Here is a 15,724-nt window from a genome sequence, read left to right as displayed (position 1 = left end):
GTTCATTGTGTGGTTAAAGCCCTGCATAATTAACTGCAGGGCTTTTTACTTAGAAAGGCATTGGATAGTTTTTGAATACCTGTGCCACTTTTTCAAGGGCTTCATCTGTTAAGTCAATTGAAAAAGCATCGATATTTTCTTTTAACTGCGCCATAGATGTTGCGCCTATGATTGTTGAGCTAACGCCATCTACTTGATTACACCAAGCAAGTGCGAGTTGTGAAGGTGTTAAATTAAAGGCGTTAGCAATTTCAACATAGTCAGCAATCGCAGCTTGTGATTGTGGTGTGTCTCTGAATAGGCCATTACGTTGCACTAGTGTCCAACGGCTTCCTTCAGGACGTGCGCCATTTAAGTATTTACCACTTAGCATGCCGCCACCAAGGGGTGACCAAGGCAGATAAGCGATATCTTCGTGAATACATTGTTCTATTAAATATGGCCAATCTTTAGCGTGCAATAAACTAAATTCGTTTTGAATCGATACCATACGCGGTAGATTGTGTTGCTCACTTAAACGCAGGTATTGACTAATGCCCCAAGGGGTATCGTCCGATAAACCACAATGTTTAATCTTACCTGCCTTTACACAGTCATTCAGACCTTCGAGAATATCTAACATGCCAGCGATATTTTGCTCAGTGTTTGCCTCTGAAAAACGAACGATGCCAGGCCATTGTTTAGCAAAGTGTGGTGAAGTGCGGTTTGGCCAATGTAATTGGTATAAGTCTATAACATCAGTTTGGAGACGTTTAAGTGAAGCATCGACGGCTTCAACCACCGCCTGACGGGTAATGTCGCCAGCATCGCGTACCCAAGGTAAGCCGTTACCTGCAATTTTAGTTGCAATGACAAGGTCATCACGTTTGTCTTTATTACGCGCTAACCAATTACCGATGATCTCTTCTGTTTTACCGTAGGTGTCTGGAGAAGGTGGTACGGCATACATTTCTGCGGTATCAATAAAGTTAACGCCTTTATCTAATGCATAGGCGATTTGTTCATCGGCATCGGCTTGGTTGTTTTGCATACCCCATGTCATGCTACCTAAGCAGACACGAGATACATCAATACCACTTCGACCAAGTGGGCTATATAGCATAATAGATCCTTGTTAATCGCTAGAATGGGCTTTAAGTGCAGTTAATAACTCATCATTTAACTGGGCTTTTTTACCCGTTTTAAAATTAAACATAACCACTTGTGATGAGCCAATTGTTGTTACTGTGTCTTGGCTCTCACTAAATACAGTGTAATGCATCATAAAACGATCTTGTTCAATATCACTAATCTTAACACCAACATGCACTGTATCAGGAAATGTCACCGGACGTTTATAGCGAGCATTGTTTTCGCTGATCACCGGGCCGACACCTGTTACTTGTAAATCTTTAAGAAAGCCTAGTTGAGTAAAAAAATCGATACGGGCAGTTTCAAAGTAACGAAAATACACCACATTATTGACGTGTTGCAGGGCATCCATTTCACCCCATGCAACATTAATTTTTGTTCTGATAGGATGTTGTTCTATAAACGATTGCATAGTAAATCTTAGTTGATTGTGAGAAAACTTAGGTTAGCAATATGCTGCTTTTAGCTCAAGGAAATTAGAAAAGTCAGTAGATTGTGCTAGATTTATAAGTTCACGCTTACGTAAAGTGTGAGCAAAATGAACACACATTAAAGGACCTTAATTATGCAGCAACTAACCTTGAGGGTGATAAAGTGGATCGCACTTTTCATCTTACTTGCTCTAGCTTTGCTCTGTTATAGCATGGGCACAATGTCAGGATTTATCGCTTTAATTGTCGTGGGCTTGTTATTAGAAGCCGCGTTTTGGTTATTTGGTTCACGGCTTATCAGCCGTAAAAAGCCAAACCAACAAACAAGCCAAACCTCTTAGCTTGCACTCTCAGAAAGTTTAAATATAATAACTGTATATATAAACAGTTGTTATATTCCTGATGAAAAAATTCATTCATATCGATATGGACTGCTTTTATGCAGCTGTAGAGATGCGTGATAACCCCGCGCTTGCCAATGTGCCACTGGCTATAGGCGGTAATAGTCGTCGCGGAGTGCTTTCAACAGCCAACTATATTGCCCGTAAATATGGTGTTCGCTCGGCGATGTCTAACTATCATGCCAAGCAATTATGTCCTGATTTGGTTATCGTGCCTGGACGAATGCAGGTCTATAAAGAAATCTCAACGCAAATTCGTGCTATTTTTGCAAAGTATACTGACCTTATTGAGCCTTTATCTTTAGATGAAGCCTATCTAGATGTAACCGACAGTACTGCTTGTAGGGGCAGTGCTACGCTGATGGCACAGCAAATTCGCCAAGAAATCTATGATACGACGGGGTTAACCGCATCAGCAGGCGTTGCACCGATTAAATTTATTGCCAAAATTGCCAGTGATGAAAACAAGCCTAATGGTCAGTTTGTCGTATTGCCTGATCAAGTTGATGACTTTTTGGCGAGTTTACCGCTTGGCAAAATTCCCGGCGTTGGCAAGGTGACATTAGAAAAGCTGCAACTTAAAGGGCTTTACACAGGGGCTGATGTGCGCGCGAAAGGGGTTAACTGGATGCAGCAACACATTGGTAACTTTGGCGTGTCATTATATCAAAAGTGTGCAGGTGAATACGTTGGCAAAGTCTCGACTGAGCGAGTACGTAAGTCACTCAGTGTTGAGCATACCTATGAATACAATAAAAATAATTTAGACGAGTGTTTAAGCCAGTTACCTCGTTTGATGGACGAATTAACTCGTCGCCTTGATAAACAGCAATTAAGCAACTGCATCAATAAGTTATCGGTAAAAGTAAAATTTGCCAACTTTGTTGTTACCAGTGCCGATCAAAGCCACCACCAATTAGACGAACGCATTTTTGCTGAGTTAATGAGCAAAGCCTATGAGCGAGGTAATAACCAGCCAGTGCGCCTGCTAGGGATAGGTGTCGGAATAAAGAGCCAAGCGCATGAGCATTTTCAGCTGAGTATATTAGACTAAAGGTTAACACCTTGGTGCTTGAAAGTTTGTTAGTGTCTAGTTGGGGTGCTAGGCCTATCTAGTTCAACACCTTAGACAACATTATAACTTAAAAAGAGAGATGACTATGCAATCGGTCGTAATCGTGCTGCTCGGAATAGTCGGTATGTTGTTCGGATGGTTCTTTTATTCGAAATTCATCGCCGAAAAAATATTTAAAATGGATGATAATTTTATCACACCAGCTCATGAACTTGAGGATGGTGTGGATTATGTGCCAACCAACAAAGTTGTGTTATGGGGCCACCATTTCACCTCTGTTGCAGGTGCTGCGCCAATTGTTGGCCCTGCGATTGCCGTATATTGGGGCTGGGTGCCTGCGGTACTTTGGGTGGTATTTGGTACTATCTTTTTTGCTGGTGTTCACGACATGGGGGCTCTATGGGCCAGTGCGCGTAACAAAGGCAAATCAATGGGCGCTTTATCTGAAAGCGTAATCGGTAAACGCACCCGTGCGTTATTTATGATTGTGGTGTTTTTAGTGCTGCTGATGGTGAATGCGGTATTCGGTGTGGTAATAGCCAAATCATTTGTATCACAGCCTAACGCGGTATTCCCTGCTTGGTCAGCGATTGTTGTGGCCTTAGTAATTGGCCAGTTGCTACGCCGTAAAGTGTCGTTAATTCCGCTTTGTTTAATCGGTGTAGCGATTCTTTATTACACCATTTACCTTGGTAGTAGCATGCCGATTGCGTTACCTGATGAAATGTTCGGCTTAAGTGCTAATGCGAACTGGATCATTATCTTATTTATTTATGCGGCTATTGCTTCATTATTGCCGGTATGGATGCTGTTACAGCCACGTGACTTCATCAACGGTATGCAGTTATTAGTGGGATTAGTGCTGCTTTATGGTGCGGTATTTATTTCAATGCCTGATATCACAGCGCCTGCGTTTAATACCCAAACGGCGGTAGATACACCAAGTATTATTCCATTGCTATTCGTGACCATAGCCTGTGGTGCGGTATCTGGTTTCCACGGTATTGTGTCATCAGGTACTAGCTCTAAGCAGCTTAATAAAGAAACTGATGGTCGCTTTGTTGGTTACTTAGGTGCAGTAGGCGAAGGTATGCTTGCGCTTATTACATTGGTTGCAGTAAGTGGTGTTGCACTTGCGGTATCACCAGAAGAATGGCACGAAATATACAGTCACTTAGGTGCCGGTAGTGTGAGCGCCTTCATTAATGGTGGCGCTAACTTAATTGAAAATGGTTGGGGTATCTCACAAGAAGTGGCATCAACCTTACTTGCTGTAATGGTTGTGTTGTTTGCGGGCACTACGATGGACTCTGGCGTGCGTCTGCAGCGTTATATCATCCAAGAGTGGGGCGATATTTATAATATCAGTATCATTCGTAACGGTATTGTAGCTACGCTAGTTGCAGTACTTAGCTGTTTATTACTTGCCTTTGGTGCTGGTGGTGCTGACGGTAGCGGCGGTATGATCATTTGGCCGTTATTCGGTTCGACTAACCAAATCCTTGCAAGCTTAACCTTACTGGTTATCTCGGTAATGCTAATTAAAGCGAATCGTCCGGCTAAATACACCTTGATCCCAATGAGCTTCGTATTAGTTATGGCGTTCTTTGCTGGTGTTATCAAACTTGGTGAATACTACCAACAAGGTAACTGGTTACTGGTGACACTTGATTTGTTAGTACTGGTAGTGAGTGTTCTGGTTATGCTTGAAGCTTGGTCTGTGATTGTTAAACATCGTAAAGATTCAACACAGGTTACAGAGCAGTAAACTTAGCTTGCCAGCCTTATAGTTAGCTATCTTACTTGGCTGGCAATAGCGCTCTAAATCAATGATAATAAGGTCCTATGTTTCTAACAGCAGGACCTTTTTTATGGCATACCCTCATGCAGTTGCAGCCCCTCAATTAGCGGATGCAGATCACGATGCATTGATTATTATCGGTGATGATTTTTCTTCTTTAGCGGACGCAAGCTTAAGCCAAGCTATTAACACTCAACAAGCTGTAGACGCGCGTATTGGCAAACAAGTAACATTACTTGTAGTTGACTCAAAACGTGTTATTTTAGCGCCTACAGGTCCTCTAAACCGTGATTATGATGATGTACGTCGTTACTTTGACGCGGCAAAGCAAGGTGTACTAGAAGCGAAAGCATCGGGTAGCACTCAGCCTGCTATTTTACTTGCAAATGTAAATCAAGACAGCCGTTACAAGCATGCCCTTGAAGTGGCGTATTTAGGTGCTTGCCAAGCGCTGTGGCAACCTCTTGAAGCACGTGAGTTCCACGGTCAGGCGATTGAACCAATCAGCCAAATTAGCCTAGTGGGCGCAGATGACGCGATGAGCAAAGCCCTTAATGCCATTGCAGCAGGTCAATACGCTGCACGTGACTTATGTGGTACAGAACCTGAGCGTATGGCACCACCTCGTTTTGCAGATTATTGCGTTGAGTTATTTGCAGGTAGTAAGGTGTCTGTAGAAGTGATTTCAGATATCAACACCATCGATAAAGATTACCCAATGATGAGCACCGTAGCACGCGCATCTTACGCTGTTGAGCGTCATCACCCACGAGTTGTAAAACTAGAGTATGTTCCTGAAGGCGACGTTGAGCGCACCTTAATGTTTGTTGGTAAAGGTTTAGTTTACGATACCGGTGGTGCAGACCTTAAAGTGGGTGGCTTTATGGCAGGTATGAGCCGCGATAAAGGCGGTGCAGCTTCGGTTGCAGGCTTTATGAAATCAGTGGCTGACTTTGCTCCTAAAGGCGTAAAAGTAATTGCTTACTTAGCCGTAGTTCGTAACTCAATTGGTTCTGATTGTTTCGTACCGGATGAAATCATTACCAGCCGTGAAGGTGTTCGTGTTCGTATCGGTAACACAGATGCTGAAGGTCGTTTAGCAATGGGCGACTTACTAAGCGAAATGAAAGATCGCGCCCTAAACGAAGTGAACCCTGAGCTATTCACTGTTGCAACTCTAACCGGTCACGCAGCACGTGCTATGGGCCCTTACAGTGCGTATGTTGAAAATGGTCCTGCTCGTGCAGCTAAAATTTCTCGTCAAATTGCTGACCTAGGCGATTTATGGGCTGATGGTGCAGAAGTATCACGCAGCCGTCGTGAAGATTATGACTTCATTCGCCCTCGCACGTTAGCTGACGATGTATTATCAAGTAACAATGCAGCTTCTGCAGTGACAGCTCGTGGTCACCAATTTCCAATGGCATTCTTAGCTATTGTCGGTGGTTTAGATAAACATGGCACTGAATCAGCACAACCATTACCGTATGTTCATATGGATATCGCAGGCAGTGGTGTAGAAGGTGGTGATTGGCAACATGGTAAGCCTACCGCAGCAACAGTAAGCAGCTTATTCGCTCGTTATTGTTTATAAGCTAAAAGCTATAAGTTTGAAAAGCCCCGCACAGCTGTACGGGGCTTTTTTTGTGGTGTTAGTCGAGCTTGAAACGGTTAACGACATCACTTAATGCTTGTGAACTTTGTTTTAAGTTTTCACTGGCGTTCGATAGCCCTTCGGTATTCGACAGTGATTGCTCAGTTGATTGCGAAAGCTCATTAATCCGTAAATTAACCTCATCTGCGGCGCTGGTTTGTTGCTCGGTAGCGCGGGCGATTTGGCTGTTCATATCTTTGATAATAGTGACAAGTCGCTCAATCTCACTCAGTGAACTATTTGCTTCACCTGCCTGTGAAACTGTTTCGCTTGATAATTGTTGGCTTGCTGATACAGCATCAACAGCAGCTTGTGCGCCGGTTTGTAGTTTACTGATCATGGCTTGAATTTCATCGGTACTTTTACCTGTACGGCTTGCCAAAGTTCGCACTTCGTCAGCTACAACGGCAAAGCCTCGACCTTGCTCACCAGCACGTGCTGCTTCAATGGCTGCATTGAGTGCCAGTAAGTTGGTTTGCTCTGCAATGCTGCGGATAACATCAAGTACTGAGCCTATGTTGTTACTCTCTGCAGCGAGGTCGGCTGTTACCTTACTAACTTGTTCAATATTATGCGACAGGGTCTCAATGGCGGTAATGGTCTTGTTAAGAACCTGCTTACCCGCTTCTGCATTTTGCGCGGCTTCATTAGCGGCATGCTCAGCTTGATCGGCATTTTGACTGACATCGTGAATTTGATGAGTCATTTGTTCCATTGCGGTTGCTACTTGAGTCGAGCTGTCGTTTTGTAGCTCAATAAAAGAGTGATTTGTTTTACTGGCATCATCAACGCTATGGGCAAACTGATTTACTTGATCTGCATTGTGGGCAACATGTTTCAGTGACTCACGCATTTTTGCGGTGTACAAATTAAAGTAGCGCGATAAACGAGATACTTCATCATTGCCATTTTCATCAAGCTTTTGGGTTAAGTCGCCTTCACCTTGTGAGATGTCTTTCATCATGTCGGCAGCAAGTTGTGTCGGTCGAAGAATGCTATTGGCAATTAGGTAGCTTAGCGCAACTAGTAGGGCAATGATCACTAGCGCGGTAATAATCACATGATTACGTAGCGAAGAGAATGCCTCTTCAATGGTATCGATGTAGACACCAGAGCCTACAATCCATTGCCATTTATCAAAGCCTTTTACGTAGGCAATTTTATCAACTGGCTCGTCTTTACCTGGCTTTGGCCATTTATAAGGAATAAAACCTTCACCTTGTTTTTTGACAATATTAACCATGTTGACAAATAACGGCACGCCGTCTGGATCTTTACTGCCGGCTAGTGATTTACCATTTAATTCGGGCTTAAATGGGTGCATGACCATAACGGGTTGATAATCATTAATCCAAAAGTAATTGTTATCGTCGTAACGAAGTGCAGAAATTGTTTCGAGGGCTGCTTGTTTGGCTTGTTGTTCACTCAGCTTACCTTGCTCGAATAAAGCATAGTTATGCTCGATAATAGAGTGAGCAGACTCAACAAGGTTTTTGGTTTTTATGTATTGCTCTTGTTTTAGCGAGCTAAACTGCTGCATCAAACTTGAGACACTCAAAAATATTAAACCTATCACTACCACACTCACTAACATGGCGAGGCGCTGAAAGATCGTAAAACGGCGTAAGTAATTCATGTGTATTCCTTCGTCATGCTCTTAAGAGCAATGTATTAAGCGTAGCCAAAATAGGTCGAAAATCTAGTTAAATAGTAGAATACATTGAGACAAAAAAAAGGCTGATTTAACAATCAGCCTTTAGTCTAAGTTACCGAAATTAAAAGTGATTACTCAACGTTAAAGTGTCGGTTAAAGAAACTTGTGATAGTTTGGTGTAAGTGCGTTTGTACGCTTTTGCCACGTAAACTGTGTTTTGAGCCCGGGTAAGTCATCATTTCGAACTGCTTTTCTTGATCTTGCAGTTGTTTGAATAACTTAGTGGCATGAGTGAATAACACGTTATCATCAGCCATCCCGTGATAAATCATCAGCGGGCCTTTTAAACCTTCAGCATAAGGGAAAACAGCACTTGCTTCGTAACCTTTAGCATTCGTTGCAGGGTGACCTACATAACGCTCTGTGTAGTGAGTGTCGTAGAGTGCCCAATCAGTTACTGGCGCTCCAGAAACACCCGCTTTGAAGTAATCGCCCGCTTTAAACATGGTCATAAGCGCCATGTAACCACCGTAGCTGTGGCCATAAATGCCAATACGCTCAGGATCAACGTAATCAAGGGTACGTAAAAACTCAACGCCTTTGATTTGATCTGCTACTTCTGCAACACCTAAATGTTTATAAATTACGTCTTCAAACTTTTTACCACGGTTGTATGAACCACGGTTATCAAGTTGGAAAATAACATAGCCTTGTTGTGCCATGTACTGGAAGTACAAGTTTTTACTACGCCAGCTGTTCGTTACACGTTGGGCATGAGGACCGCCGTAAACGTTAACAATAACCGGGTGCTTTTTACCATCTTGGTAATTAGTTGGCTTGAATAAACGATAATGCATGATTTGCCCGTCTTCAGCCGTTAACGTGCCGTACTCTGGAGTGATTAAATCAGCTAGGTAAGGCGTTAATGGGTGTGATTTATCTAACTTGTTTTCTTCAAGCCAAGTGATAAATTCGCCATTAATTTTACGTAATGCCGCAGAGCCAGGCTTATTCACTGATGAGCTGTTATCGATAAAGGTTTTGTTATCTTTAGCAATTACTACATTGTGGTAAGCACCAAGCTCAGTTACGCGTTTAATTTCGCCTTTTTTGAATAGCGGTACGCTGTAAAGGTGGCTCTCGAGAGCTGTGTCTTTACGACCCGCAAAATAAACGATGCCTTTTTTCTCGTCGATACCTTTTAAGCTATCAACTACCCATTCACCTTGAGTGATTTGACGGATCATTTCACCGTTTGTGCGATATAAATAAAGGTGTTTAAAACCGTCGCGCTCAGATGCCCAAACAAAATGTTTTTTATCGTTTAAGAACTGCAAATCAAAGTGCAGGTTAATCCAAGTATCGCTGGTTTCTTTTAGGGCAACTGTTTGCTTTTTAGTTTCGCTATTATAAAAACGTAATTCTAAGTTATGTTGCGAGCGGTCTTGCCACTGGTAAGAAAGCGTTTTGTTATCCTTTAACCATTTAGCTCTGGCAATATAAATATCTTGCTCGTCGCCTAAATCAACCCAGTCGGTTTTTTGATTGTTGATGCTCACAACACCTAACTGGATTTTAACGTTGTCGGTACCAGTAAACGGGTAGCGTTGGTTGAAAAGCTTTACTTCATCAGCGTAAATTTCATTACGAATAGCTTCTTTTACTGGGCTCTCATCAACACGGGTATAAGCGATTTTAGATTCATCACCTGACCACCAGTAGCCAGTCATACGGCCCATTTCTTCTTGCGCAACAAACTCGGCCATACCATTTTTAATTACGCCGCCGCCATCTTTACTTAATTGGATTTCTTGACCCGTCTTTAAGTTAAGAGCGTACAGGTTTTGCTCACGAATAAATGACACATAGTGCCCTTTTGGTGAGAAACGCGCATCGGTTTCAAATGCTTCTGTGTCCGTTAATTTACGGCTTTTAGCTGAATTAAGCTCATAATAGTAAAGGTCGCCATTAAGCGGGAATAAAAGCGCTTTACCATCTTTTGACCATTTATATTCTAAAATCCCTTTGCCAAAAATACGCTGGCGCTCACGACGTGCTTTTTCTTCGTCAGATAAGTTTTCAGGGCCAGAAAATAGTGCTGCAGAATCAACTAATAGGCGGTTTTTGTTATCTTTTAAATTGTACTCCCATAAGTCGTAGCGGTTGTAATCATCCGTCTTACCTTGCAGGTAAGTTACACGACTGCCGTCTGGAGAAAATTTAAGTTGTACAGGGGCTTTGCCTGCTAAGCTTGGATCGTCAAAAATACGTTCAAGAGTGAGGGGGTCAGCGGTCACACTGAATGCTGTTGCCACGACTGGCAAAGCAAGTGAGAGAGATTTAATTTTTTTTAGCACAGGAGTACCTTCGCTCGAATAAAAACTGCAACGATGGTAATGGTAAGCTTAGTCAACTGCAACAAAATGCTATAAAGTAGGGTATGTTTACCCAATATCAAAGGATTTATTGATGAAAAATACTGACACGCCGTTTTCTTTGGCCCCAGAATTACAACGCGACTGCATCGAACTTGCTGATTGGCCACTGTGTAAAGTATTGCTGATGAATGATAGCCAATACCCTTGGTTTATTTTAGTGCCAAGAGTCGCTGGTGTTAAAGAAATTATTGATCTTTCTGAAGAACTACAAATTACCTTATTACAAGAATCGGGCAAACTCAGTAAACTATTACAACAGGTATTCAACCCAGACAAACTAAATGTGGCGGCATTGGGTAACATGGTGCCGCAATTACATGTTCATCATATTGCACGTTATACAGCCGATGCGGCTTGGCCAACACCAGTTTGGGGAAAATTACCCGCAGTGCCTTACACTGATGAACAAATTTCCGCATTAAAAGCGCATTTTTAAACTATTTGTTCTAGTAAGATTGGACTAAGCTAAATGAGTGATGCGTAAAGGGGTACAGAATAAATGAAACACACAGTGTTTGCCATGTTGCTTATTCTGAGCTCTTTTTCGTGTTTAGCAAAAAGCTATTACTTTGTTGGTAGTCATTTTCCTGCGATTTTAGAACAAGATCAGCAGGGCACAGTGGTTGGCTTAGGTGCCGATATTGCCCACGAAATTTGCAGGCGTTTAGGGCACGAGTTGGTTATCGATATCATGCCACTAAAACGCGCTTTAAAAATGGTAGAGCAAGGTCAAGCTGATGCCATTATAGGTCCTTACAAATCTATTATACGTCAGCAGTATATGCAATTTAGTGACTTACCTTTTTACGAAGACCCGATTGTTTTATATACCAAAAAGAACAATGATGTGACTTGGGTTGGAAACTTTGCCAGTTTACGAAAAGATATTATTGGTACCATTCGAGGTTGGAACTATGGTCCTGAATTTAAACGTAACGAGGCAAACTTATCGCTATCTGAAGTGGGTAATGTGCGGGCTAGTTTTTTACAGTTGATGCATAACCGAGTTGATTTAATACTTACCCATCCTCGCGCAGCAATGCCTGTGATCGAAAGCTTAGGTATCGATGATAAAGTCATAATGTTATCGCCGCCGGTGACGGTTAATCAGGGCTACTACGGCTTTAGTAAGCAACGCGAACTCGATGAATTTATTGAAGCTTTTAATACTGAGTTTCAAAAGATGCTGATCAACGGGGATATTGTAGAGCTAAACTCCAAATATGGTTTGAACTTCATCGCACACTAGTTGTGTTTTACTAGGGGTCAGGCAATAAAAAACGCTGCAATTGCAGCGTTTTTAATATTAAAGAAGCATTAACCTTAAAGGCCTAATACTTCTTTACCTTGTTTGAAAGTAACATCAACAGGGATGTTAGCTTGGCTTAGTTTTTCTAAGTCTTTAGCTAGTTCAGCTTTGATATCGCCATGAGTTGCGATTAGCTGATCAACTTTTTGGTAATCACCGTCACCTTGAATAGTAAGGATTAGGTTAGATAGTTTCTCCATTGCTTGACTCATTTTCTCCATGTTAACGCTGTATAAGCCGTCAGCATTTTTAGAGAAGGCGCCTTCTTCAGCGAAGAAGTTAAAGCGGATCATGTTCGCTTTACCGTGTGCGCTTGATGCACCAAAACGCACTGAGCGGAAGATACCGGCCATAAAGGTGATGTAGTAATCTTCTAATGTGCCCTCTGTGATCTCACCTTTCTTAAGCAATTGCTCAACCATGTAAAGACCTAAGATATCCGCTTTACCTTCTTCAAGGGCACTTGCATGCTCTTGGAGTGATTGGCGAACAGTTCCTTTACCAGTGATCGTGTTTTTAATACCTAAACCGTGAGCTACTTCGTGGAACATAGTGTTTGCGAAGAAAGCATCAAAGGTAATGTGTTTACGTTGTTCAGGAACAATTAACTGCTCTGAAATTGGCACTAAGATTTTATCGAATTTAGCGCGCATTGCGTTTTTAAGCTGTAAACGACGTGTGCCTTTTTCTAGCTGTACTTGTTCATCATTTGGCAGGTTGATAGCAATTGTTTTACTACCTGCATTTGAGTGGCCTGCGTAATACACAACATCATACGCATTTAGGTCAGCATCAGAGCCAGGGACTTCTTGTTTGTATTTTTCGTCTACAGGTAAACCTTTTTGTAGCTCAGGTAAGAAAGCGGCAAATTTAGCTAAGCGCTCGCTCCATGCTAAATCTTTAATAAGTACATAAGATTCATACGCTGCACGGTAACCAAATAGTTGATCTTCATAAGTTTCGATAGGACCAATAACCACGTCAATTGGATTATTCTTCATATCCATCCATGCAAAATCAGAAGGTTGGAAGTCATCACTTACTAGTGCTTCTGCGCGCATGCTAAGATAGTTAGCGAATTCTTTGTCATCAGCAAGCGTACTTGCTTCACGTAACAAGTTAGCTGCTTTTTCAAGTTCTTGTGCGTACTCAACTGAGTAAGCCACACTGTAAAGCTGGCCTTTTTCGTCACGTTTTATCACCGAATAAAGACCTGTTTTGTCATCAACCGTTGCGTTGTTTAACTCTTCTTTAGTGATATCGCTTGGATAAAATTCAGCACCTAGTGGTTTTTCTTCATAGCCCGATAAGAAAACTTGGTCGCCGTTTAAGCGATCCCAAGGGCCATAGTTGATATCTGCAAACTTCTGAACTTTTTCATCATTAATTTTTGCAAGGAAAGCGTCTTTGTTATCACCAAATGCTTGACGCCAGAATAGCTCATCCATAATTTTTGATGCATCAATTAATTTGCCAACCATTTGCTTTTGGTTGTCACTTAAATGGCTTAGGTCAGAAGTAAGCGTGAAGTCTGTGTATATGTCTAAACGGCTTTTCTCTGCATTGATTAGTTGTGGGTTGTTTTGTTCAGTACTTTGTTTTGTTTGCTCTGCAGCAGGCTTAGTTTGAGAAGTGCTAGCTTGCTCGTCAGAACATGCGCCAAGAAAAACAGCACCTGATAAGATAAGTGCTTGGCTAATTTTATTTAATGTCATTTTTTTTGCCCGTTAAAAAGTGAGAGTCATTGCTTAGAAAACGAAAAGTCTATGCATTAAAGCAAACCTGACATATATATGGCAAGTTTACTACGCTAGAAGCAATATTTATTTATGAGTTAGGAAGTTAAAAAATATAAAAATAGATAATTTCTGTGAATTTCTTAACTTTAGCGCTAAGTTAGACAATACTAAAACTATAACTAATCTAATAATGTCAGTCATTAGTCTGTCTTTGTTTGGGCGGGCTAATCCAAGAGGATGGCACACATATGTCAACAGAAAATGCATTACTGACCATATTGGTCGACAGAATAAATAACGACACTTTAGTGTTACCTACCTTACCGGAAGTTGCAGTAAAGGTTAGGCAAGCCGCGGATAATCCCGAGGTAAACTTGATGGATATGGCAGATGTCATTTCTCATGATCCAGCATTATCAGCACGAATGATCAAAGTTGCGAATAGTGCTTTTATGGGGCGCTCAGTTAAAGTCACAAATCTACACCAAGCGGTAACACGAATTGGTCTTCGTCAAATCAAAAACATTGCTACCGCAATGGCAATGGAACAGCTGTTTGTATCGCACAATGAGCTGATCAAAGGCTATATGGACAAGGCATGGCAAAAAACGCTTAAAGTAGCGTGCCACTCAATTACCTTAATGGACTTCTTTTTACGCAGAAACAAGCAAACCTCGCTTAATCGCGACACAATCACCTTAGCGGCATTAGTTTATAACATTGGTGTACTGCCAATTTTAACTGAAGCCGAAAAGCACCCAGAGGTGTTCGCAAACCCAAGTTTCCTTGCACATGCTATCCAAAAATTAGGTGGCAAAGTAGGTGGTGCAATTATGCGTGCTTGGGGCTTTACTGATGAGTTTGTAGAAGTTGCTGAAAGTTGGGCAAATCCAAACTATCGTCCAGAACATATCTGCTATGTTGATTTCATTCGTATTGGCGCAATTTTAGAAGGGATTTTACAGGTTTCTGATAAGTCAGCAGCATTACAAACCTACATGGATAAAGGCGTGATTGAATCACTTGATATGTTCAGTGAAGATGAATATCACGATATGCTTAACGAAGTAAAAGCGATTTTTACTGACTAATTTAAACAAAAAGCGCGACTTAGTTAGTCGCGCTTTTAGTGTTAATTAACCTAAGAGTTAATTTTATAAATCTTCCTTGTCGCCTAAGCCTTGAGTCAGCTCTTCTAGCATTTGCTTAATTTCTTCTGACGCTAAGATAAAGTCAGCATCAAGTTTTACTGCCATATCTTCTTTTGGAATGTCAGCGTTTTCTTCTTTTAGTGTTTCTGAGTAGCTTAAACGTTTAATCGAGCCATCGTTTTGCAGCATGAATTTGACGCGCTCTTGCCAATCAAGAGCAAGCTTAGTTACACGCTTACCATTTTCTAAATGAGACTTAACTTCGTCACATGATAAATCATGGCCTTTTAATTTAACCTGAGCGCCACTGTCATCTGCTTCTTCAAGTTCTGCATCGTTACCGATTGAAAAGCCTTCAGGCGTACTGAAATTAGTTAACCAATCAGTTAAAAATACATCTAAATCATAATTAGCAAATGCAGGTACGACAGGAAGTGTGCCAAGTGATTTACGAAGTAGGGCTAAAAGCTCTTCTGCTTTATTAAAGCTTGCGCTGTTAACAACAACCCAGCCATTCTTTTGGTCGATAAACGCAAACTGTAAGCTCGATTTTTTGAATGCTTGAGGTAGTAACGTGTGTAGAATATTTTCTTTTAGTTCGTCTTTTTCTTTTTTCTTAACTGGGCGGTTTTCTTCCGCTTCTATTTGCTCAACTTTTTCTGCAACCATTTCATTGATAACGGCAGCTGGCAGCACTTTTTCTTCACGCTTTGCGCATACTAAAATGCTGTCTTGAGAGAAGTGAGACAGGGTTTGCCCATGCTTACCAAACGCTTTTGTCCAACCAAAAGTTGAAAGCTCTTGGCCGGTACATGAACGAAACAGGTCTTGCTCTAGGGCTTTGTCGAAGTCTTCTTGAGAGTATGAAACGTCTTGTTTAAAACGGTAACAGATAAGGTTACTAAACCACATAATTAGGCTAATCCTTTCAATAAATTTG

General features: G+C 41.6%; 13 protein-coding genes. 7 read left to right on the top strand and 6 right to left on the bottom strand.

Features of this window, described 5'->3' with window-relative positions; genetic code table 11:
- Nucleotides 1–49 precede the first annotated feature (49 nt).
- Complete coding sequence (locus EVU92_RS00375) at nucleotides 50–1,102, bottom strand: aldo/keto reductase (protein WP_130049574.1); 1,053 nt, start codon at nucleotides 1,100–1,102, stop codon at nucleotides 50–52.
- Between the two features lie 12 nt (nucleotides 1,103–1,114).
- Nucleotides 1,115–1,543, bottom strand: coding sequence for a thioesterase family protein (locus EVU92_RS00370; RefSeq protein ID WP_130049573.1), 429 nt, complete (start codon nucleotides 1,541–1,543; stop codon nucleotides 1,115–1,117).
- Nucleotides 1,544–1,696: 153 nt separating this feature from the next.
- Here EVU92_RS00370 and EVU92_RS00365 point away from each other — a divergent pair, with 153 nt between their 5' ends.
- The 4 genes from EVU92_RS00365 (at nucleotide 1,697) to EVU92_RS00350 (ending at nucleotide 6,433) form a co-directional block, all read left to right on the top strand.
- Complete coding sequence (locus tag EVU92_RS00365; protein ID WP_054562678.1) at nucleotides 1,697–1,903, top strand: hypothetical protein; 207 nt, start codon at nucleotides 1,697–1,699, stop codon at nucleotides 1,901–1,903.
- A gap of 61 nt (nucleotides 1,904–1,964) precedes the next feature.
- Nucleotides 1,965–3,017: a DNA polymerase IV gene (gene dinB, locus EVU92_RS00360; protein WP_130049572.1), complete on the top strand. Its 1,053-nt coding sequence runs from the start codon at nucleotides 1,965–1,967 to the stop codon at nucleotides 3,015–3,017.
- A 106-nt stretch (nucleotides 3,018–3,123) separates the two neighbouring features.
- Nucleotides 3,124–4,806, top strand: coding sequence for a carbon starvation protein A (locus EVU92_RS00355; protein ID WP_130049571.1), 1,683 nt, complete (start codon nucleotides 3,124–3,126; stop codon nucleotides 4,804–4,806).
- Nucleotides 4,807–4,909: 103 nt separating this feature from the next.
- On the top strand, nucleotides 4,910–6,433 hold the full coding sequence (locus EVU92_RS00350) for a leucyl aminopeptidase family protein (RefSeq protein WP_130049570.1): 1,524 nt from the start codon (nucleotides 4,910–4,912) through the stop codon (nucleotides 6,431–6,433).
- 58 nt (nucleotides 6,434–6,491) lie between these two features.
- On the opposite strand, the gene EVU92_RS00345 is transcribed toward EVU92_RS00350, so the two are convergent.
- Both EVU92_RS00345 and EVU92_RS00340 read right to left on the bottom strand, forming a co-directional pair.
- Nucleotides 6,492–8,129 carry a methyl-accepting chemotaxis protein gene (locus tag EVU92_RS00345; RefSeq protein ID WP_130049569.1) on the bottom strand — a complete coding sequence of 546 codons (1,638 nt, stop codon included), beginning with the start codon at nucleotides 8,127–8,129 and terminating at the stop codon, nucleotides 6,492–6,494.
- Between the two features lie 149 nt (nucleotides 8,130–8,278).
- Nucleotides 8,279–10,504, bottom strand: a complete 2,226-nt coding sequence (locus EVU92_RS00340; RefSeq protein WP_130049568.1) for a S9 family peptidase — start codon at nucleotides 10,502–10,504, stop codon at nucleotides 8,279–8,281.
- Nucleotides 10,505–10,616: 112 nt separating this feature from the next.
- Here EVU92_RS00340 and EVU92_RS00335 point away from each other — a divergent pair, with 112 nt between their 5' ends.
- On the top strand, nucleotides 10,617–11,021 hold the full coding sequence (locus EVU92_RS00335) for an HIT domain-containing protein (RefSeq protein WP_130049567.1): 405 nt from the start codon (nucleotides 10,617–10,619) through the stop codon (nucleotides 11,019–11,021).
- 63 nt (nucleotides 11,022–11,084) lie between these two features.
- Nucleotides 11,085–11,834 (top strand): transporter substrate-binding domain-containing protein, encoded by a 750-nt coding sequence (locus tag EVU92_RS00330; protein ID WP_130049566.1) that lies wholly within the window; start codon nucleotides 11,085–11,087, stop codon nucleotides 11,832–11,834.
- 74 nt (nucleotides 11,835–11,908) lie between these two features.
- Here the strand turns inward: EVU92_RS00330 and EVU92_RS00325 are convergent, their stop codons facing one another.
- Nucleotides 11,909–13,609, bottom strand: a complete 1,701-nt coding sequence (locus tag EVU92_RS00325) for a Zn-dependent hydrolase (RefSeq protein ID WP_130049565.1) — start codon at nucleotides 13,607–13,609, stop codon at nucleotides 11,909–11,911.
- Nucleotides 13,610–13,881: 272 nt separating this feature from the next.
- Here EVU92_RS00325 and EVU92_RS00320 point away from each other — a divergent pair, with 272 nt between their 5' ends.
- Nucleotides 13,882–14,724, top strand: a complete 843-nt coding sequence (locus EVU92_RS00320) for an HDOD domain-containing protein (protein ID WP_058586211.1) — start codon at nucleotides 13,882–13,884, stop codon at nucleotides 14,722–14,724.
- 63 nt (nucleotides 14,725–14,787) lie between these two features.
- Here the strand turns inward: EVU92_RS00320 and rdgC are convergent, their stop codons facing one another.
- Nucleotides 14,788–15,696 carry a recombination-associated protein RdgC gene (gene rdgC / locus EVU92_RS00315; RefSeq protein ID WP_130049564.1) on the bottom strand — a complete coding sequence of 303 codons (909 nt, stop codon included), beginning with the start codon at nucleotides 15,694–15,696 and terminating at the stop codon, nucleotides 14,788–14,790.
- Nucleotides 15,697–15,724: the final 28 nt, after the last annotated feature.

It is taken from the genome of Pseudoalteromonas sp. MEBiC 03485 (genome assembly GCF_004195145.1).
GTDB classification, from domain to species: domain Bacteria; phylum Pseudomonadota; class Gammaproteobacteria; order Enterobacterales; family Alteromonadaceae; genus Pseudoalteromonas; species Pseudoalteromonas apostichopi.
This window is presented reverse-complemented; position numbering and strand designations above follow the sequence as displayed.